Consider the following 19,317-nt stretch of genomic DNA (forward strand, 5'->3'; position numbering starts at 1 on the left):
GGCAGGCCGCAAGGCTTTGAGGAGAAGCTAATGGCCGGCGCAAAAGAGATACGAAGCAAGATCGGAAGCGTGAAAAACACGCAGAAGATCACCAAAGCGATGGAAATGGTCGCCGCCTCCAAGATGCGTAAAACGCAGGAACGCATGGCGGCCAGCCGTCCGTATGCAGACACCATGCGCAAAGTGATTGGTCACCTTGCGTTGGGTAATCTGGAATACAAGCACCCTTACCTGCAAGAGCGCGACGTTAAGCGCGTCGGCTACCTGGTCGTTTCAACTGACCGCGGGCTTTGTGGTGGTTTGAACATTAACCTGTTCAAGAAAGTACTGGCAGATATGAAGTCCTGGTCCGATAAAGGCGTGCAGAGCGATCTGTCGATTATCGGTTCTAAAGGGGCGTCATTCTTCAGTTCTGTTGGTGGCAACATCGTGGCGCAAGTCAGCGGCATGGGCGATAAACCTACCCTGTCTGACCTGATTGGCCCGGTAAAAGTGATGTTGCAGGCTTATGATGAAGGCCGCATCGACAAACTGATGATCGTCAGTAACAAGTTCAATAACACCATGTCTCAGACTCCGACCATTACCCAACTGCTGCCGTTACCGCCAGCGGAAGGTGAAGAAGAGATGAAGGCGAAGACCTGGGATTACCTGTACGAACCCGATCCGAAAGCGCTGCTGGATACCCTGCTGCGTCGTTACGTCGAATCGCAGGTTTATCAGGGTGTGGTGGAAAATCTGGCCAGTGAGCAGGCCGCACGTATGGTGGCGATGAAAGCCGCAACCGATAACGGCGGAAATCTGATCAAAGAGCTGCAGTTGGTGTACAACAAAGCTCGTCAGGCCAGCATCACCCAGGAACTTACCGAGATCGTCTCGGGGGCCTCCGCGGTTTAACCAGGTTTGGAATTAGGTAGAGGATTCAAGATGGCAACTGGAAAGATTGTCCAGATTATCGGCGCCGTTGTTGACGTCGAATTCCCTCAGGACGCGGTACCGCAAGTGTACAGTGCCCTCGAGGTTATGAATGGTGATGCGCGTCTGGTGCTGGAAGTTCAGCAGCAGCTGGGCGGCGGCGTGGTCCGTACCATTGCAATGGGTACGTCTGACGGCCTGAAGCGTGGTCTGAGCGTCAACGACCTGCAGAAACCGATTCAGGTTCCGGTCGGTAAAGCGACCCTGGGCCGTATCATGAACGTTCTCGGCGAGCCAATCGACATGAAAGGCGAGCTGAAAGAAGAAGATGGCAGCGCAGTAGAGATCGCCTCTATTCACCGCGCGGCACCTTCTTATGAAGATCAGTCTAACTCGCAGGAACTGCTGGAAACCGGCATCAAGGTTATCGACCTGATGTGTCCGTTCGCCAAGGGCGGTAAAGTGGGTCTGTTCGGTGGCGCGGGTGTAGGTAAAACCGTCAACATGATGGAACTGATCCGTAACATCGCGGCTGAACACTCAGGTTACTCAGTGTTTGCCGGTGTGGGTGAGCGTACTCGTGAGGGTAACGACTTCTACCACGAAATGACCGACTCCAACGTTATCGACAAAGTTGCCCTGGTGTATGGCCAGATGAACGAGCCGCCGGGTAACCGTCTGCGCGTGGCACTGACCGGTCTGACCATGGCGGAAAAATTCCGTGATGAAGGCCGCGACGTTCTGCTGTTCATCGATAACATCTACCGTTATACCCTGGCCGGTACCGAAGTTTCTGCACTGCTGGGTCGTATGCCATCTGCGGTAGGTTACCAGCCAACGCTGGCCGAAGAGATGGGTGTGTTGCAGGAGCGTATTACCTCCACTAAGACCGGTTCAATCACTTCCGTACAGGCCGTTTACGTCCCTGCGGATGACCTGACTGACCCGTCACCAGCAACTACCTTTGCGCACTTAGACTCAACGGTAACGCTGAGCCGTCAGATCGCCTCTCTGGGTATCTACCCGGCCGTTGACCCGCTGGATTCCACCAGCCGTCAGCTGGATCCACTGGTTGTGGGTCAGGAGCACTACGACGTAGCGCGTGGCGTTCAGTCACTGCTGCAGCGTTACCAGGAGCTGAAAGACATCATCGCCATCCTCGGTATGGACGAGCTGTCTGAAGAAGATAAACTGCTGGTGGCACGTGCGCGTAAGATTCAGCGTTTCCTGTCTCAGCCGTTCTTCGTTGCGGAAGTCTTCACCGGTTCTCCGGGCAAGTACGTTACGCTGAAAGACACTATCCGTGGCTTTAAAGGCATCATGGAAGGTGAGTTTGACCACCTGCCAGAGCAGGCCTTCTACATGGTTGGTGCCATCGAAGAAGCCGTGGAAAAAGCGAAGAAACTGTAATAACGGTTTCCCGGGAGGAATATTATGGCTATGACTTATCACCTGGATGTGGTCAGCGCAGAGAGTCAGTTGTTCTCTGGTCTGGTACAGAAAATTCAGGTGTCAGGTAGCGAAGGTGAGTTAGGGATTTTCCCTGGCCATGCGCCGCTGCTGACTGCCATTAAGCCTGGAATGATCCGTATCGTGAAACAGCACGGCGAAGAGGAGTTTATCTACCTCTCTGGCGGCGTGCTGGAAGTGCAGCCGGGCAGCAGCACCGTTCTGGCCGATACCGCTATTCGCGGTACCGATCTGGACGAAGCCCGCGCCCTGGAAGCGAAACGCAAAGCAGAAGAGCACATGAACAGCAGCCACGGTGACGTGGACTATGCTCAGGCCTCTGCCGAGCTGGCGAAAGCCATTGCTAAACTGCGCGTGATCGAACTGACCAAAAAAGCGATGTAATCCAGCTTTATGCGTCACGAAATGCCAGCCTCCGGGCTGGCATTTTTTTTGCCTGCCGGGTCATCTGCGCCCTCCCGCCTAATTTCGGCCTGAGAAAAATGTAGTAATCTCACCCTCAAACCGTTTTACTTTCACCCGTAAAAATTCACTCAGGATAGTTATGTCTAACAGTGCGATGAGCGTGGTGATCCTTGCCGCTGGCAAGGGCACCCGTATGTATTCCGATCTGCCAAAAGTTCTGCATACGCTGGCAGGCAAGCCGATGGTGCAGCATGTGATTGACGCGGCCAAAGGGCTGGGCGCGCAGCAGGTGCATCTGGTTTATGGTCACGGCGGCGATCGTCTTAAAGCCACCCTCACCGACAGCGCCCTCAACTGGGTGCTGCAGGCCGAACAACTCGGCACCGGCCACGCCATGCAGCAGGCCGCGCCCTGCTTCGCTGACGATGAAGACATTCTGATGCTCTACGGCGACGTACCGCTGATCGCTGAAGCGACGTTACAGCGCCTGCGTGAGGCCAAACCGCAGGGCGGCATCGGCCTGCTCACCGTGGTGCTGGAGAATCCGACCGGCTATGGCCGCATCGTGCGCGAGAACGGCACCATTGTCGGCATCGTCGAGCAGAAAGATGCCACGCCAGAGCAGCTGCAAATCACTGAAATCAACACCGGTATCCTGATCGCCAACGGCGGCGATCTGAAACGCTGGCTGGCGCAGCTCACCAACAATAACGCGCAGGGTGAATACTACATCACCGATATCATCGCGCTGGCGCATCAGGAAGGCCGGGTGATTGAGGCGGTTCATCCGACGCGCATCAGTGAGACCGATGGCGTGAATAATCGTCTGCAGCTGGCAACGCTGGAACGCACTTATCAGACTGAACAGGCTGAGCGCCTGCTGCTGGCGGGCGTGATGCTGCGCGATCCGGCCCGCTTTGACCTGCGCGGTACCCTGACCCACGGCCGGGATGTGGAAATCGACACCAACGTCATCATTGAAGGTCAGGTGGCGCTGGGCGATCGGGTAAAAATCGGCGCGGGCTGCATCATCAAAAACAGCGTGATTGGCGACGATTGCGAAATCAGCCCTTATTCGGTGATCGAGGATGCGAATCTGGCCAGCGCCTGTACCGTCGGACCTTTCGCCCGACTGCGTCCCGGCAGTGAGCTGGCACATGCCGCCCATGTCGGCAACTTCGTTGAGATGAAAAAAGCCCGTCTGGGCGAAGGTTCGAAAGCGGGTCACCTCTCCTATCTGGGCGACGCGGAGATCGGCGCTAACGTCAACATCGGGGCCGGCACCATTACCTGCAACTATGATGGCGCGAATAAATCAAAAACCGTGATCGGTGATAACGTGTTTGTCGGCTCGGACACCCAGCTGGTGGCGCCGGTCAGCGTGGCGGCAGGTGCTACCATTGCGGCGGGCACCACCATCATGAAAGATGTCACCGAAGCGGGACTGGTCTACAACCGCAAAGAGCAGAATCACAAAGCGGACTGGCAGCGCCCACAGAAGAAAAAATAATTTTTAACGGCCCGCTTCATGCGGGCCGATGCAGTGCCAAAACTATAATCCCCACTCTCTACAAGGCTCGGGGAACCGGCAAAGCCGGATATCAGGTCGCATGACAACGAAAGTGGCGAACAGCCATGTAGTCAGGAAAACATCATTATGTGTGGAATTGTTGGTGCAGTAGCACAACGCGATATCGCAGAAATTCTGCTGGAAGGCCTGCGTCGTCTTGAGTATCGCGGATATGATTCGGCCGGTCTGGCCGTGGTCGATCGTCAGGGGCACGTAACGCGCCTGCGACGTTTAGGGAAAGTGCAGAAGCTGGCCGATGCAGCCGAACAGCAGCCGCTGATTGGCGGCACCGGTATTGCCCATACGCGTTGGGCAACGCACGGCGAGCCGTCGGAAGCCAATGCGCATCCGCACGTTTCTGAGCACATCGTTATCGTGCACAACGGCATCATTGAAAACCATGAGCCGCTGCGCGCTGCGATGATCGAGCGTGGTTACGTGTTTGCCTCTGAAACCGACACCGAAGTGGTGGCGCATCTGGTTCACTGGGAGCAGAAGCAGGGCGGAACGCTGCGTGAAGTGGTGCTACGCGTCATCCCGCAACTGCGCGGCGCCTATGGCATGGTGATCATGGACAGCCGCGATCCGTCGCTGCTGGTGGCGGCACGCTCCGGCAGCCCGCTGGTGATTGGCCGTGGCGTGGGCGAGAACTTTATTGCCTCCGATCAGCTGGCGCTGCTGCCGGTGACGCGTCGGTTCATCTATCTGGAAGAGGGTGATATCGCTGAAATCAGCCGTCGCGATGTGACCATCGTTGATCGTACTGGTAAACCGGTGACGCGCGCAGAGATCGAATCGACCCTGCAGTATGATGCCGGTGACAAAGGCATCTACCGCCATTACATGCAGAAAGAGATCTACGAGCAGCCGATGGCGCTGAAAAGCACCCTGAGCGGCCGTTTCAGTCACGGCCAGGTCGATCTCAGCGAGCTGGGCGCAGGTGCAGAAGCGCTGCTGGCGCAGGTGGAGCATATCCAGATTATCGCCTGCGGCACCTCGTATAACTCCGGCATGGTGTCACGCTACTGGTTTGAGTCGCTGGCCAATATTCCGTGTGATGTCGAGATCGCCTCTGAGTTTCGCTACCGCAAGTCGGCGGTGCGGAAAAACAGCCTGCTGATCACCTTATCGCAATCGGGCGAAACGGCCGATACCCTGGCAGCGCTGCGTCTCTCCAAAGAGCTGGGCTATCTCGGTTCCCTGGCGGTGTGTAACGTGGCCGGTTCGTCGCTGGTGCGGGAATCTGATCTGGCGCTGATGACCAAAGCGGGCACCGAAATCGGTGTTGCCTCGACCAAAGCCTTTACTACGCAGCTGGCAGTGTTACTGATGCTGGTGGCGAAGCTGGGCCGGCTGAAAGGCATGGCGGCGGAAACCGAGCATGAGATTGTCCATGCGCTGCAGGCGCTGCCCAGCCGGATCGAACAGATGCTGGCGCAGGATAAGCTGATTGAAAATCTGGCAGAGGGCTTCTCAGATAAGCATCATGCGCTGTTCCTCGGCCGCGGCGATCAGTATCCGATCGCCATGGAAGGGGCGCTGAAGCTGAAGGAGATCTCCTACATTCACGCCGAAGCCTATGCGGCGGGCGAGCTGAAGCACGGCCCGCTGGCGCTGATTGATGCCGATATGCCGGTGATCGTGGTGGCACCCAACAACGAACTGCTGGAGAAGCTCAAATCCAACATCGAAGAGGTGCGGGCACGCGGCGGTCTGCTGTATGTGTTTGCCGATCAGGATGCGGGCTTCAGCGACAGTGACGGGATGAAGATTATCCCGCTGCCCCACGTTGAAGAGGTGATTGCGCCAATCTTCTATACCGTGCCGTTGCAGCTACTGTCGTATCACGTCGCGCTGATCAAAGGCACTGACGTCGATCAGCCGCGTAACCTGGCGAAATCGGTTACCGTAGAATAACAAAGTGGGCCCGGTCGCGGGCCCGCTTCATTTTTGCCCGCTGTCATATAACTGTCATATTTCGTACATTTCACTGTCATCAAACTGTCCTATTTTCCCTCCTGCAGCAATCACTGACTCTTACTAAAACGGCCCCGAGCCTGAATTTTCTCCCCTGGAGGGAACATGACACTGATGCGTAGCACCGTAGCCCGAATCCTCGCCGCCACCTTTGCAGTCAGCGCGGTATCTGCTTTTGCGGCCACCGATTTGACGGGCGCAGGCGGGACGTTCCCGGCGCCGGTTTATGCCAAGTGGGCAGCAGAGTATCAGCAAGCCACCGGTAGCAAAGTTAACTACCAGGGCATCGGTTCATCTGGTGGCGTGAAACAAATCATCGCCAAAACCGTCGATTTCGGTGCGTCCGATGCGCCAATGAAAGATGAAGATCTGCAGAAAAATGGCCTGTTCCAGTTCCCGACGGTAATCGGCGGCGTGGTGCTGGCGGTTAACCTGCCGGGCATCAAATCAGGTGAACTGACGCTGGACGGTAAAACCGTCGGCGACATCTACCTCGGCACCATCAAAAAGTGGAACGATCCGGCGATCGCTAAACTGAACCCGGGCGTGAAACTGCCAGAGACTAATATCAACGTGGTACGCCGCGCTGATGGTTCCGGTACTTCGTTTGTCTTCACCAGCTACCTGGCGAAAGTGAACCCGGACTGGAACAGCAAAATCGGTAAAGGCAACACCGTAAACTGGCCGGTCGGTCTGGGTGGCAAAGGCAACGACGGCGTGGCTGCGTTTGTACAGCGTCTGCCGGGTTCAATCGGCTATGTGGAATACGCCTACGCCAAACAGAACAACCTGACCTACACCAAACTGATGGACGCTGATGGCAAACCGGTCGCCCCAGGCGAAACCAGCTTCAGCAACGCGGCGAAAGGCGCAGACTGGAGCAAATCATTTGCTCAGGACCTGACCTTCCAGAAAGGCGCGGATGCCTGGCCTATCTCTTCCACCACCTTTATCCTGGTTTACAAAGATCAGGCTAATGCGGCCAAAGGCAGCGAAGTGCTGAAGTTCTTTGACTGGGCATACAAAAACGGCAGCAAAACCGCTACCGCGCTGGATTATGCCGCCCTGCCAGAGAGCGTGACCGAGCAGATTCGCGCTGCATGGAAAGCCAATATCAAAGACAGTTCTGGTAAGGCGCTTTATCAGTAATTGACCGACCCTGGCCGGATTCCGGTTCGGTCAGACCCAACGGGCGGCGTACTGCCGCCCTGATAACTCCTGAAGACTGAGACTTCTATGGCTGCAACCAAGCCGGCATTCAAAGCCCCAGGCAAGCAAGGTGACAGAATATTTGGTGCGCTGGTCAAGCTTGCCGCGCTGATCGTCCTGTTGCTGATGGGCGGCATTATCGTCTCCCTGATCATCTCCTCGTGGCCAAGCATTCAGAAGTTTGGTTTCTCCTTTTTGTGGACCAAAACCTGGGATGCCCCCAACGAACAATTTGGTGCGCTGGTACCGATTTACGGCACCCTCGTCACCTCTATCATCGCGCTGATTATTGCCGTGCCGGTCAGTTTTGGTATCGCGCTGTTCCTGACCGAACTCGCGCCAGGCTGGCTGCGTCGCCCGCTGGGTACCGCCATTGAGCTGCTGGCCGCGATCCCCAGCATTGTCTATGGCATGTGGGGCCTGTTCGTGTTTGCGCCGCTGTTTGCTGAATATTTCCAGACGCCGGTCAACGACGTGATGTCAGGCATTCCGATTGTCGGTGAGCTGTTCTCCGGTCCGGCATTCGGTATCGGTATTCTGGCCGCTGGCGTGATTCTGGCGATCATGATCATCCCCTACATCGCCTCCGTGATGCGCGATGTGTTTGAGCAGACGCCGGTGATGATGAAAGAGTCGGCCTACGGCATCGGCTGCACCACCTGGGAAGTGATCTGGCGTATCGTGCTGCCCTTCACCAAAAACGGTGTGATAGGGGGCGTGATGCTGGGACTGGGCCGCGCACTGGGTGAAACCATGGCGGTGACCTTTATTATCGGCAACACCTACCAGCTCGATAGCCCGTCGCTGTTTATGCCGGGCAACAGCATCACCTCCGCCCTCGCCAATGAGTTCGCTGAAGCGGAATCCGGCGTGCATGTGGCGGCGCTGATGGAGCTGGGTCTGATTCTGTTTGTGATTACCTTTATCGTGCTGGCGATTTCAAAACTGATGATTATGCGGCTGGCGAAAAGTGAAGGAGCGCGATCATGACCACCATTGAAGTTCAGGCGCGCGCCGAACTCGACGCATCCCGTCGTAAGATGCAGTCCTGGCGCAGCACCAAAAACAAGATAGCGCTGACGCTGTCGCTGCTGACCATGGCATTTGGTCTGTTCTGGCTGGTGTGGATCCTGTTCACCACCGTATCACGCGGCCTTGATGGCCTGTCGTGGTCGCTGTTCACCGAATCAACGCCGCCACCGAATACTGCCGGCGGCGGCCTGGCGAACGCCTTAGCGGGCAGCGGATTACTGATTTTCTGGTCGACCTTCTTCGGCACGCCGCTGGGCATCATGGCCGGCATCTACCTGGCGGAATATGGCCGCAAGTCGTTTCTGTCGGAAGTGATCCGCTTTATTAACGACATTCTGCTGTCAGCGCCGTCGATTGTGGTCGGGCTGTTTGTCTACACCATTGTGGTGTCGCAGATGCAGCACTTCTCCGGCTGGGCCGGGGTGATTGCGCTGGCGCTGCTGCAGGTGCCGATCGTAATTCGTACCACCGAGAACATGCTGCGGCTGGTGCCGGACAGCATGCGTGAAGCGGCTTATGCGCTGGGCACGCCGAAGTGGAAGATGATCTCCGCCATCACCCTGAAGGCGTCGGTCTCCGGCATTATCACCGGGGTATTGCTGGCGATTGCCCGCATCGCTGGTGAGACCGCGCCGCTGCTGTTTACCGCGCTGTCGAACCAGTTCTGGAGCACCGACATGATGCAGCCGCTGGCGAATCTGCCGGTCACCATCTTTAAGTTCGCCATGAGCCCGTTCGCCGAATGGCAGAGCCTGGCCTGGGCTGGCGTACTGATTATTACCTTGTGCGTGCTGCTGCTGAATATCGTAGCGCGGGTGATTTTTGCCAAAGGTAAACACGGTTAACTTCCGGCGCTGCCCTGCGCGGCGCCGTATAAGAGAGACGAGCAATGAGTATCGCGACTGCATCAGCCGATAAAATTCAGGTCCGTAATCTGAACTTCTATTACGGTAAGTTTCACGCGTTAAAGAATATCAATCTGGATATCGCCAAAAATCAGGTCACCGCATTTATCGGGCCATCCGGCTGTGGTAAATCGACCCTGCTGCGGACCTTCAATAAAATGTACTCGCTCTACCCGGATCAGCGGGCTGAAGGCGATATCCTGCTGGACGGCGACAACATTCTGGCGGCGCAACAGGATATCGCGCTGCTGCGCGCCCGGGTCGGCATGGTGTTTCAGAAGCCGACGCCGTTTCCGATGTCGATTTATGACAATATCGCCTTCGGTGTTCGCCTGTTTGAGAAGCTGTCACGTGCCGATATGGACGAACGGGTCCAGTGGGCGCTGACTAAAGCCGCGCTGTGGAACGAAACCAAAGACAAGCTGCATCAGAGCGGTTACAGTCTCTCCGGTGGTCAGCAGCAGCGTCTGTGCATCGCCCGCGGTATCGCGATTCGCCCGGAAGTGCTGTTGCTGGATGAACCCTGTTCGGCGCTCGACCCGATTTCAACCGGGCGTATTGAAGAGCTGATTACCGAGCTGAAGCAGGACTACACCGTGGTGATCGTGACGCACAACATGCAGCAGGCCGCACGCTGCTCCGACCACACCGCATTTATGTATCTGGGCGAACTGATTGAATTCAGCGATACCGACACGCTGTTCACCAAGCCGGCACAGAAGCAAACTGAAGACTACATTACCGGCCGCTACGGCTGATTTGACAGGAGATCGCCATGGATAATCTGAATCTGAACAAACATATCTCCGGTCAGTTCAATGCCGAGCTGGAGCACATTCGCACCCAGGTGATGATCATGGGTGGCATGGTCGAGCAGCAGCTGACCGACGCCATCACCGCGATGCATAACCTCGATGGTGAACTGGCGCAGCGGGTGATCGACGGCGACCAGAAGGTCAACATGATGGAAGTGGAGATTGATGAGGCCTGCGTGCGCATCATCGCCAAACGTCAGCCAACCGCTATCGATTTGCGGCTGGTGATGGCGATCATTAAAACCATTTCTGAGCTGGAACGGATTGGTGACGTAGCGGAGAAGATCAGCCGCACCGCGCTGGAGAAGTTCGGTCAGCAACATCTGCCGCTGCTGGTGAGTCTCGAGTCGCTGGGTCGTCATACCGTACAGATGCTGCATGATGTGCTGGACGCTTTTGCGCGCATGGACCTCAACGAAGCGATCGCTATCTACCGTGAAGATAAAAAGGTGGATAAAGAGTACGAGGGCATTGTGCGTCAACTGATGACCTACATGATGGAAGATCCGCGTACCATTCCCAGCGTACTGACGGCGTTGTTCTGCGCCCGGGCGATTGAGCGCATCGGCGATCGCTGCCAGAACATCTGTGAAATCATCTTCTATTTCGTCAAAGGTCAGGATTTCCGCCACGTTGGCGGTGACCGGCTCGACGAACTGCTGTCAGGCGATGATGGCAGCAATAAGCCCTCCTGAGTGACCGCAACCGTACGCCGCGCTGGCGTACGGTTCGGCGTTTTCGATTGGTCCCCCCGGCAACACTCTTTATACTTGCGGCACTTTTCCTTCTGAGGTGCTGAATAATGTCTCCTTCTCCCCAGGCTAAACCCGGCGTCACGCCCGGTAAAGCGATGCTGGCCGCCGTCAGCGGTTATGCGATGGATGGATTTGATCTGCTGATCCTTGGCTTTATGCTGCCGGCGATCAGCGTCTCGCTGGCGCTCAATCCATCGCAGGCGGGATCGCTGGTCACCTGGACGCTGATCGGCGCGGTCATCGGCGGTATTGTGTTTGGCCATCTCAGCGATCGCTTTGGTCGTATTCGTATGCTGACCATCACTATCCTGGTGTTCTCGGTGTTTACCGGCCTGTGCGCCGTGGCGCAGGGCTACTGGGATCTGCTGGCCTGGCGTACCCTGGCGGGCGTCGGGCTGGGCGGAGAGTTCGGCATCGGTATGGCGCTGATTGCCGAAGCCTGGCCGGCAGAGAAGCGCAACCGCGCCTCGGCGTGGGTCGGTATCGGCTGGCAGCTCGGTGTGCTGCTGGCGGCCTTTATTACGCCGCCGCTGCTGAGCGTGATCGGCTGGCGCGGCATGTTTCTGGTCGGTTTATTACCCGCGCTGGTCTCGTTTGTGATCCGTCGCAGTATGGGCGAACCGGAGGCCTATCGCCGACAGGTCAAAAACGTTCCCTCGCTCTCTTTCCCGGCGCGCCTCAAGCTGCTGGTCCGCGATCGCGCGACTGCAAAAGCCAGCCTCGGCATTTTCATCCTCTGTTCGGTACAGAATTTTGGCTACTACGGCCTGATGATCTGGATGCCGAGCTACCTCTCCTCCAGCTTCGGCTTCAGCCTGACCAAATCGGGTCTGTGGACGGCGGTAACGGTGGTCGGTATGACCTTCGGTATCTGGCTGTTTGGTGTGCTGGCCGATCGCTTTGCGCGCTGGAAGATTTTCCTGCTCTATCAGTTTGGCGCGGTAGTGATGGTGGTGATTTATGCTCAGTTACGCGATCCCGGCATCATGCTGGTTACCGGGGCGATCATGGGAATGTTCGTTAACGGGATGATTGGCGGTTACGGCGCGCTGATCTCCGATACCTTCCCGCCACAGGTGCGGGCCACGGCGCAAAACGTCCTGTTTAACCTTGGGCGTGGCGTCGGCGGCTTCGGCCCGGTGGTGATTGGCCTGCTGGCGAGCCAGTTCTCCTTTGCGGCGGCGATTACGCTGCTGGCGCTGATCTATCTGCTGGATATTGTGGCCACCCTGTTCCTGCTGCCGAAAAAGCACAGTCAGGATGACACGCTGGGCGCGATTGGCTGAAAGCAGGGCGCGGATCTGCCGGGATGTGAACAACTATCCCGGCTGTGATGCTACCGGCCGGTAAACGGATAAGCAAAACGCACCGACACGGCGGTTACCGGCCAGCGCGTCGGGGTTTGTCGCGGTTTAGTGCATTAACGGCAGCAGTTGCTGATACAGCGCGGCAAACGTCTGCCGCAGCGGCTGGTAATGCGCCCTGCGCGCGCTGTCCGGCCGGTGGCGTTGCACCAGGGTAAGCGTCGGTGCCGCAGCCTGACCATCCAGTGCCAGCTGCGCCAGCCTGGCCGCGCCGAGTGCCGGTCCGACCTCACCACCGTGGCAGTAATCGAGCGTCTGACCGCTGATGTCCGCCAGCATCTGCCGCCACATCGCACTGCGTGCGCCGCCCCCGATCAACATAATACTTTTTGGCTGCACGCCGCATTCATGCAGCACATCCATCCCCTGCGCCAGCGCAAATCCCACGCCTTCCAGCACCGCCCGCGCCAGTTCCGGACGACCATGCTGGTGGGTAAAGCCAAAGAAAGCGCCTCTGGCGTTGGGATTGTTGTGCGGCGTGCGTTCGCCGGAGAGATAGGGTAAAAACCACAGCGGCGGCACGTCATCGCGCGCCCGCGCCGCCTCATCCAGCAGTGCCGGTACATCGTGACAGCCGGTCAGTTCAGCCGCCCAGTCGAGGCAGGAAGCGGCGCTGAGCATCACCGACATCAGATGCCAGCGCTGCGGTAAGGCATGACAGAAACTGTGAACGGCGCGCTGAGGATTACTCAGATAGCCCTTGCTGACCACAAAGTAGACGCCGGAGGTGCCCAGTGAGAGCATGCCCTGACCCGGCTCAGTCATGCCAACGCCGACCGCGCCCGCCGCATTATCGCCACCGCCCGCCGCCAGCGGCACCGGATTCATTTTCCAGCGCGCCGCCAGGGCAGCATCCAGCGTGCCGGTTATGGCATTGCCCTCATACAGTTGTGGCATCTGCTCACGACTGAGATCGCAGGCGCGCAGCATCTCATCGCTCCAGTCTCGCCGCGCCACATCCAGCCACAGCGTGCCTGCCGCATCTGACAGGTCGGTGGCGAAGTCACCGCTCATCCGCCAGCGCAGGTAATCTTTTGGCAACAGCACCTTCGCGATCTGACTGAAAATGACCGGTTGGTGTTGCTGCACCCACAGCAGCTTGGGCGCCGTGAAACCGGGCATCATCAGGTTGCCGGTGATCGCCCGGGCGTCCGGCACCTTCTGTTCCAGTTCACGGCACTGCGCCTCACTACGCCCATCATTCCACAGTATCGCCGGACGCAGAACGCGGCCGGCGCTGTCCAGCAGGGTCGCGCCATGCATCTGGCCGCTCAGCCCGATCGCCTCAACGGCGCGCAGATCGTGCTGCCGGCTCAGCGCCTGCATAGCGTGGTCCAGCGCCTGCCACCAGCTTTCGGGATCCTGTTCGCTCCACAGCGGCTGTGGACGTGAAACCTGCAGCGGCGCTGTTTCTGTCGCCCGCACCTGGCCGGCGGCATCCACCAGCACCACTTTGACGCCAGAGGTGCCTAAATCGATCCCGATAAACATGTTCTGCTCCTGAACGTTTAGAAATCAAACAGATAGTGATTCACCAGGTTTTCCAGCTGCTCCTGGCGTCCGCTCTGATGTTGCGGATTCAACTGCTGTTGCTGAGCATGCGCCGCCAGCGTGGCCAGTGAAAACTCGCCTTTCAAAATTTGCTGGCCGAACTCACCATTCCAGCCGCTGTAACGCTGTGCCACGCGCTTATCCAGCTCGCCGTCGTCGATCATCCGGGCCGCGACTTTCAGCGCCAGCGCCATGGTATCCATCGCGCCGATATGGCCGTAGAACAGATCGTATTTGTCGGTGCTCTGGCGACGCACTTTGGCATCAAAGTTTAAGCCGCCGGTGGTAAAGCCGCCCGCCTTGAGGATCTCATACATCACCAGCGCATTCTCCTCCACGCTGACCGGGAACTGATCGGTGTCCCAGCCACACTGCGCGTCGCCGCGGTTGGCATCGACCGAGCCGAAAATGCCCAGCGCAATGGCGGTAGCTATTTCGTGGTGGAAAGAGTGACCGGCCAGCGTGGCGTGATTGGCCTCGACGTTCACTTTGATCTCTTTCTCCAGACCGAACTGTTTGAGGAAGCCATACACCGTGGCGACGTCGTAGTCGTACTGATGCTTGGTCGGTTCCTGCGGCTTCGGCTCAATCAGCAGTGTGCCCTGGAAACCGATTTTGTGTTTGTGCTCAACCACCATCTGCATAAAGCGGCCAATCTGCTCGCGCTCCTGGCGCAGATCGGTATTCAGCAGAGTTTCATACCCTTCGCGGCCGCCCCACAGCACATAGTTTTCACCGCCAAGGGTTTTGGTGGCCTGCATGGCGCTGCACACCTGAGTCGCGGCCCAGGCGAAGACCGCCGGATCGGGATTGGTCGCCGCGCCCGCGCCGTAGCGTGGATGGGTAAAGCAGTTCGCCGTGCCCCACAGCAGCTTCACCCCGGTCTCCTGCTGCTTCTCCAGCAGCTTATCGGTCATGATGGCAAAATTGTCCTGATAGCTGCGCAGCGAATCGCCTTCCGGCGAAACATCCACATCATGAAAGCAGTAATAAGGCACGTTCAGCTTGTGAAAGAACTCAAAGGCGACGTCCGCTTTTTGCTTCGCCAGCTGCAGCGCATCACCATTTTTTTGCCATGGGCGATCAAACGCGCCGACGCCAAACATATCCGCTCCGTTCCAGCAGAAGGTATGCCAGTAGCAGGCCGCAAAGCGCAGATGTTCCGCCATGGTCTTGCCGAGGATCACTTCGTCAGGATTGTAATGACGAAACGCGAGAGGCTGAGTCGATTTGGTTCCTTCGTAACGGACGCGATCGATCTGATCGAAATAAGCGTGCATGGTTTGCTCCTTAGCATCGGGACCCGAATGGTCTGCATTGAAGCGATATTTGATATTGGCTGTCGGCGCGGCTCAATTACGATATTTCACACTGCGTATCAGATAATTATTATTTGTGCGCTGGCTCGCAAAATAAAGCTGATCTCAGCGCGGTTATTGCCGGATCTCTTGCTCAGTCCGAAAAAGATGAAATATCGATCGCGCTCATAAAAAAAGAAATAAACCAAAAAACGTAATGGCCGGATAAAAATCAGTAATTGATGTAACGGGAAAATCAGGGCAACAATTCATCCGCCTGGTTCATGGGCCTGCAACGACAATAGCCTCAACCTACAGGATAAACGCAATGAAGATGAAACATGCGCTGTTAGCCGTCTGCGCTGCGCTGGCTCTGTTCAGCCAGACCAGCGTGGCCAAAGAAGTGAAGATCGGCATGGCAATTGATGATTTACGTCTGGAACGCTGGCAAAAAGACCGCGATATTTTCGTGAAGCAGGCGGAATCGCTGGGTGCGCAGGTGTTTGTCCAGTCGGCAAACGGCAATGAAGAAACCCAGATGTCGCAGATTGAAAATATGATCAACCGCGGCGTCGATGTGCTGGTGATTATTCCCTATAACGGCCAGGTGCTGAGTAACGTGGTCGCCGAAGCGAAACGTGAAGGGATTAAAGTACTGGCCTACGACCGGATGATAAATAACGCTGACATCGATTTTTATATCTCGTTTGATAATGAAAAAGTGGGTGAGTTGCAGGCCGAAAGCATTGTGAAACAGGTGCCTAAGGGCAACTACTTTTTAATGGGCGGTTCCCCGGTAGATAATAATGCCCGCCTGTTCCGCGCCGGCCAGATGAAAGTATTAAAACCCTTTATCGATAATGGCAGCATTAAAATTGTCGGCGATCAGTGGGTCGATGCCTGGCTGCCGGAAAACGCTCTGAAAATTATGGAAAACGCGCTGACCGCCAACGGTAACCATATCGATGCGGTTGTGGCGTCTAATGATGCTACCGCCGGCGGGGCGATTCAGGCGCTGAGCGCCCAGGGACTGGCCGGCAAAGTGGCGATCTCCGGCCAGGATGCTGACCTGGCGGCCATCAAACGGATTAAAGCCGGCACCCAGACCATGACGGTATACAAGCCGATCACCGAACTCGCCACCGAAGCAGCAAAAATCGCAGTCGAACTGGGCGATGGCAAAAAGCCGGCCAGCAACAGCACGCTGAACAACGGACTTAAAGAGGTTCCATCGCGGCTGCTGACCCCGATTCAGGTCAACAAAGACAATATCGAAAGCACCGTGGTGAAAGACGGTTTCCACAAACAGAGCGAACTCTGACCGCGCCTGGCGTGAGGGAGAACAGTCGATGCTGCTGGAAATGAACAATATCACCAAGCGTTTCGGCGCGGTGAAAGCGCTGAATGATGTCAGCCTGCAGCTGGATGCGGGCGAAGTGATGTCGCTGTGTGGCGAAAATGGCTCAGGTAAATCGACCCTGATGAAAATCCTCTGCGGGCTCTATCCGCACGGTGATTTTGACGGCCAGATTTACTTTGCCGGCGACAAAATAGAGGCGCAGACCATTCGTGATACCGAGCGCAAAGGGATTGTGATCATCCATCAGGAGCTGGCACTGGTGCGGCAACTGACGGTGATGGAGAACATTTTCCTCGGTGCCGAGCTGGGGCGTTTCGGCATGGTTGATGATGAAACCATGACGCTGCGCTGCCAGCAACTGCTGGCCCGGGTCGGGCTGAACGTCTCTCCCGCCGCGCGGGTCGGCGATTTGGGCCTCGGTCAGCAGCAGCTGGTGGAGATCGCGCGCGCGCTTAACAAGCAGGTCCGGTTACTGATCCTGGATGAGCCGACCTCCTCACTGACCGAACAGGAGACGGAGGTGCTGCTCGGCATTATCCGTAACCTGCGTGAACACGGCATCGCCTGCATCTACATCTCCCACAAGCTGAACGAGGTCAAAGCGATCTCCGATACCATCTGCGTCATTCGCGACGGTCAGCATATCGCCACCCGCACGGCAACCGGCCTGAGTGAAGATGACATCATCACCATGATGGTCGGACGCGAGCTGACCGCGCTCTATCCCCATGCGCCGCATCAGATTGGCGATACGGTGCTGAAAGTCGAGAACCTCACGGCCTGGCATCCGGTTAACCGGCATATTCGCCGCGTCAACAACGTCTCCTTCAGCCTGAAGCGCGGGGAAATTCTCGGCATCGCCGGGCTGGTCGGGGCGGGCAGAACCGAAACCGTGCAGTGCCTGTTCGGGGTCTGGCCGGGACGCTGGCAGGGCGATATCTGGATCAACGGCAAGCCGGTCAGGATCACCGATTGCCGCGCCGCCATTGCACACGGCATCGCCATGGTGCCGGAAGACCGTAAAAAAGATGGCATCGTGCCGCTGATGGCGGTGGGAAAAAATATCACCCTCGCGGCGCTGGATCAGTTCAGCCACCGGCTTTCCACCCTCGATGAAGCGCAGGAACAGCAGGCGATCAACGCGGCGATTACCCGTCTGCGGGTGAAGACTTCCTCCTCTGAATTACCGATTGGCCGGCTGAGCGGCGGCAATCAGCAGAAAGCGATTCTGGCGAAGTGCCTGCTGCTTAACCCGCAAATTCTGATTCTGGATGAGCCGACGCGCGGCATTGATGTTGGTGCACGTCAGGAGATCTACCTGCTGATCAATGCGCTGGTGCAGCAGGGGATCGCAGTGATTGTGATTTCGTCCGAGCTGCCGGAAGTACTGGGCCTGAGCGATCGGATACTGGTGATGCATGAAGGGCAAATTAAAGCTGATTTGATCAACGATAACCTGACTCAGGAGCAGGTGATGGAAGCCGCCCTGCGGAGTGAACATTATGCTTAAGAGTGAAAGTACCCAAAGTGGCCTGTCAGGAACCCCGGGCAAGCCGTCGCCCGGCAAATTCCCGCTGCCCAATCTCCAGGTGCTGGTGATGCTGGGAGCGATTGTGCTGATTGCCCTGTTCTTTACCTGGACCACCGATGGCGCGTGGCTCAGCCCGCGTAACGTTTCCAACCTGCTGCGACAGACCGCGATTACCGGCATTCTGGCGGTGGGGATGGTGTTTGTGATTATCTCGGCGGAGATCGATCTGTCAGTCGGCTCAATGATGGGATTACTGGGCGGCGCCGCAGCGATTTTTGACGTCTGGCTGGGCTGGCCGCTGCCGCTGACCATTGTGGTTACCCTGGTGATGGGACTGCTGCTGGGGACCTGGAACGGCTGGTGGGTCGCCTATCGCAAAGTGCCGTCATTCATCGTCACGCTGGCGGGGATGCTGGCCTTTCGTGGCATCCTGGTGGGGATCACCGATGGCACCACGGTTGCGCCAATCACGCCGGGCATGTCGCAGATCGGCCAGAGCTACCTGCCGGGCGGCGTCGGTTTCGGCTTTGGTTTCGCCGGTCTGGCGCTGTTTATGCTGTGGCAATGGCGTTTACGCCTGCGCCGTCAGCAGATTGGACTGGCCCAAAGCCCGGCCAGCGGCACCGTGGCACGTCAGGCGATTACCGCGATACTGGTGCTGGGCGCGATCTGGTTGCTGAACGATTATCGCGGCGTACCGACCCCGGTATTACTGCTCGCCCTGCTGTTGCTGGCCGGGATGTTTATGGCGACCCGGACCGCTTTTGGCCGACGCATTTACGCAATCGGCGGCAATATCGATGCGGCGCGACTGTCAGGGATTAACGTGGCGCGTACCAAACTGGCGGTGTTTGCGATTAACGGCGTGATGGTGGCCATTGCGGGTCTGATCCTCAGTTCGCGGCTGGGTGCCGGTTCGCCTTCGGCTGGCAACATTGCGGAACTCGACGCCATCGCCGCCTGTGTGATTGGCGGTACCAGCCTGGCCGGTGGGGTCGGCTCGGTAGCCGGTGCGGTGATGGGGGCATTTATCATGGCTTCACTGGATAACGGCATGAGCATGATGGACGTGCCGACCTTCTGGCAGTACATCGTCAAGGGTGCCATTCTGCTGCTGGCGGTGTGGATGGATACCGCCACGCGGCGTCGGGTGTAATCGC

16 protein-coding genes are annotated in these 19,317 nt (G+C 57.4%); 14 read left to right on the forward strand and 2 right to left on the reverse strand.

Features of this window, described 5'->3' with window-relative positions; translation table 11 throughout:
- Positions 1 to 30: 30 nt before the first annotated feature.
- The 11 genes from atpG to FHW04_RS09940 all read left to right on the forward strand — a co-directional run bounded on the left by atpG (position 31) and on the right by FHW04_RS09940 (position 12,339).
- Positions 31 to 897: a F0F1 ATP synthase subunit gamma gene (gene atpG / locus FHW04_RS09890; protein ID WP_031376166.1), complete on the forward strand. Its 867-nt coding sequence runs from the start codon at positions 31 to 33 to the stop codon at positions 895 to 897.
- Positions 898 to 927: 30 nt separating this feature from the next.
- Positions 928 to 2,325, forward strand: coding sequence for a F0F1 ATP synthase subunit beta (gene atpD, locus FHW04_RS09895; RefSeq protein WP_010258870.1), 1,398 nt, complete (start codon positions 928 to 930; stop codon positions 2,323 to 2,325).
- Between the two features lie 24 nt (positions 2,326 to 2,349).
- On the forward strand, positions 2,350 to 2,769 hold the full coding sequence (locus FHW04_RS09900) for a F0F1 ATP synthase subunit epsilon (RefSeq protein WP_031376165.1): 420 nt from the start codon (positions 2,350 to 2,352) through the stop codon (positions 2,767 to 2,769).
- A gap of 160 nt (positions 2,770 to 2,929) precedes the next feature.
- A complete protein-coding gene (gene glmU / locus FHW04_RS09905) occupies positions 2,930 to 4,300 on the forward strand; it encodes a bifunctional UDP-N-acetylglucosamine diphosphorylase/glucosamine-1-phosphate N-acetyltransferase GlmU (protein WP_089561648.1) in 1,371 nt (456 codons plus the stop codon).
- Between the two features lie 147 nt (positions 4,301 to 4,447).
- Entirely contained in the window at positions 4,448 to 6,277 is a 1,830-nt protein-coding gene (gene glmS, locus FHW04_RS09910; protein WP_031376164.1) for a glutamine--fructose-6-phosphate transaminase (isomerizing), read from the forward strand.
- 165 nt (positions 6,278 to 6,442) lie between these two features.
- A complete protein-coding gene (pstS, locus tag FHW04_RS09915) occupies positions 6,443 to 7,486 on the forward strand; it encodes a phosphate ABC transporter substrate-binding protein PstS (protein WP_031376163.1) in 1,044 nt (347 codons plus the stop codon).
- 87 nt (positions 7,487 to 7,573) lie between these two features.
- Positions 7,574 to 8,536, forward strand: a complete 963-nt coding sequence (gene pstC, locus FHW04_RS09920; protein WP_031376162.1) for a phosphate ABC transporter permease PstC — start codon at positions 7,574 to 7,576, stop codon at positions 8,534 to 8,536.
- A complete protein-coding gene (gene pstA / locus FHW04_RS09925) occupies positions 8,533 to 9,423 on the forward strand; it encodes a phosphate ABC transporter permease PstA (protein ID WP_031376161.1) in 891 nt (296 codons plus the stop codon). The genes pstC and pstA overlap by 4 nt, the downstream gene beginning before the upstream one ends.
- 44 nt (positions 9,424 to 9,467) lie before the next feature.
- On the forward strand, positions 9,468 to 10,241 hold the full coding sequence (pstB, locus tag FHW04_RS09930; RefSeq protein WP_031376160.1) for a phosphate ABC transporter ATP-binding protein PstB: 774 nt from the start codon (positions 9,468 to 9,470) through the stop codon (positions 10,239 to 10,241).
- A gap of 17 nt (positions 10,242 to 10,258) precedes the next feature.
- On the forward strand, positions 10,259 to 10,993 hold the full coding sequence (phoU, locus tag FHW04_RS09935) for a phosphate signaling complex protein PhoU (protein WP_031376159.1): 735 nt from the start codon (positions 10,259 to 10,261) through the stop codon (positions 10,991 to 10,993).
- A gap of 107 nt (positions 10,994 to 11,100) precedes the next feature.
- Complete coding sequence (locus FHW04_RS09940; protein WP_031376158.1) at positions 11,101 to 12,339, forward strand: MFS transporter; 1,239 nt, start codon at positions 11,101 to 11,103, stop codon at positions 12,337 to 12,339.
- 126 nt (positions 12,340 to 12,465) lie between these two features.
- Here FHW04_RS09940 and xylB read toward each other — a convergent pair whose 3' ends face one another.
- On the reverse strand, positions 12,466 to 13,908 hold the full coding sequence (gene xylB / locus FHW04_RS09945; protein WP_094106092.1) for a xylulokinase: 1,443 nt from the start codon (positions 13,906 to 13,908) through the stop codon (positions 12,466 to 12,468).
- Between the two features lie 17 nt (positions 13,909 to 13,925).
- Positions 13,926 to 15,248 (reverse strand): xylose isomerase, encoded by a 1,323-nt coding sequence (gene xylA / locus FHW04_RS09950; protein ID WP_031376156.1) that lies wholly within the window; start codon positions 15,246 to 15,248, stop codon positions 13,926 to 13,928.
- Positions 15,249 to 15,594: 346 nt separating this feature from the next.
- Here xylA and xylF point away from each other — a divergent pair, with 346 nt between their 5' ends.
- From xylF to xylH, 3 genes are read left to right on the forward strand one after another with little or no spacing between them, the layout of a single operon-like run.
- Positions 15,595 to 16,587 carry a D-xylose ABC transporter substrate-binding protein gene (xylF, locus tag FHW04_RS09955; RefSeq protein ID WP_069728653.1) on the forward strand — a complete coding sequence of 331 codons (993 nt, stop codon included), beginning with the start codon at positions 15,595 to 15,597 and terminating at the stop codon, positions 16,585 to 16,587.
- A gap of 28 nt (positions 16,588 to 16,615) precedes the next feature.
- Positions 16,616 to 18,136, forward strand: a complete 1,521-nt coding sequence (locus tag FHW04_RS09960; protein WP_069728652.1) for a xylose ABC transporter ATP-binding protein — start codon at positions 16,616 to 16,618, stop codon at positions 18,134 to 18,136.
- Positions 18,129 to 19,313: a xylose ABC transporter permease XylH gene (xylH, locus tag FHW04_RS09965; protein WP_031376154.1), complete on the forward strand. Its 1,185-nt coding sequence runs from the start codon at positions 18,129 to 18,131 to the stop codon at positions 19,311 to 19,313. The genes FHW04_RS09960 and xylH overlap by 8 nt, the downstream gene beginning before the upstream one ends.
- Positions 19,314 to 19,317: the final 4 nt, after the last annotated feature.

The sequence above is a fragment of the Pantoea sp. AN62 genome (genome assembly GCF_050432985.1).
Classification (GTDB): Bacteria; Pseudomonadota; Gammaproteobacteria; order Enterobacterales; family Enterobacteriaceae; genus Pantoea; species Pantoea brenneri.

Coding starts and splice junctions, on each gene's coding strand:
- atpG (WP_031376166.1), top strand. CDS start 31: ATGGCCGGCGCAAAAGAGATACGAAGCAAGATCGGAAGCGTGAAAAAC.
- atpD (WP_010258870.1), top strand. CDS start 928: ATGGCAACTGGAAAGATTGTCCAGATTATCGGCGCCGTTGTTGACGTC.
- FHW04_RS09900 (WP_031376165.1), top strand. CDS start 2,350: ATGGCTATGACTTATCACCTGGATGTGGTCAGCGCAGAGAGTCAGTTG.
- glmU (WP_089561648.1), top strand. CDS start 2,930: ATGTCTAACAGTGCGATGAGCGTGGTGATCCTTGCCGCTGGCAAGGGC.
- glmS (WP_031376164.1), top strand. CDS start 4,448: ATGTGTGGAATTGTTGGTGCAGTAGCACAACGCGATATCGCAGAAATT.
- pstS (WP_031376163.1), top strand. CDS start 6,443: ATGACACTGATGCGTAGCACCGTAGCCCGAATCCTCGCCGCCACCTTT.
- pstC (WP_031376162.1), top strand. CDS start 7,574: ATGGCTGCAACCAAGCCGGCATTCAAAGCCCCAGGCAAGCAAGGTGAC.
- pstA (WP_031376161.1), top strand. CDS start 8,533: ATGACCACCATTGAAGTTCAGGCGCGCGCCGAACTCGACGCATCCCGT.
- pstB (WP_031376160.1), top strand. CDS start 9,468: ATGAGTATCGCGACTGCATCAGCCGATAAAATTCAGGTCCGTAATCTG.
- phoU (WP_031376159.1), top strand. CDS start 10,259: ATGGATAATCTGAATCTGAACAAACATATCTCCGGTCAGTTCAATGCC.
- FHW04_RS09940 (WP_031376158.1), top strand. CDS start 11,101: ATGTCTCCTTCTCCCCAGGCTAAACCCGGCGTCACGCCCGGTAAAGCG.
- xylB (WP_094106092.1), bottom strand. CDS start 13,908: ATGTTTATCGGGATCGATTTAGGCACCTCTGGCGTCAAAGTGGTGCTG.
- xylA (WP_031376156.1), bottom strand. CDS start 15,248: ATGCACGCTTATTTCGATCAGATCGATCGCGTCCGTTACGAAGGAACC.
- xylF (WP_069728653.1), top strand. CDS start 15,595: ATGAAGATGAAACATGCGCTGTTAGCCGTCTGCGCTGCGCTGGCTCTG.
- FHW04_RS09960 (WP_069728652.1), top strand. CDS start 16,616: ATGCTGCTGGAAATGAACAATATCACCAAGCGTTTCGGCGCGGTGAAA.
- xylH (WP_031376154.1), top strand. CDS start 18,129: ATGCTTAAGAGTGAAAGTACCCAAAGTGGCCTGTCAGGAACCCCGGGC.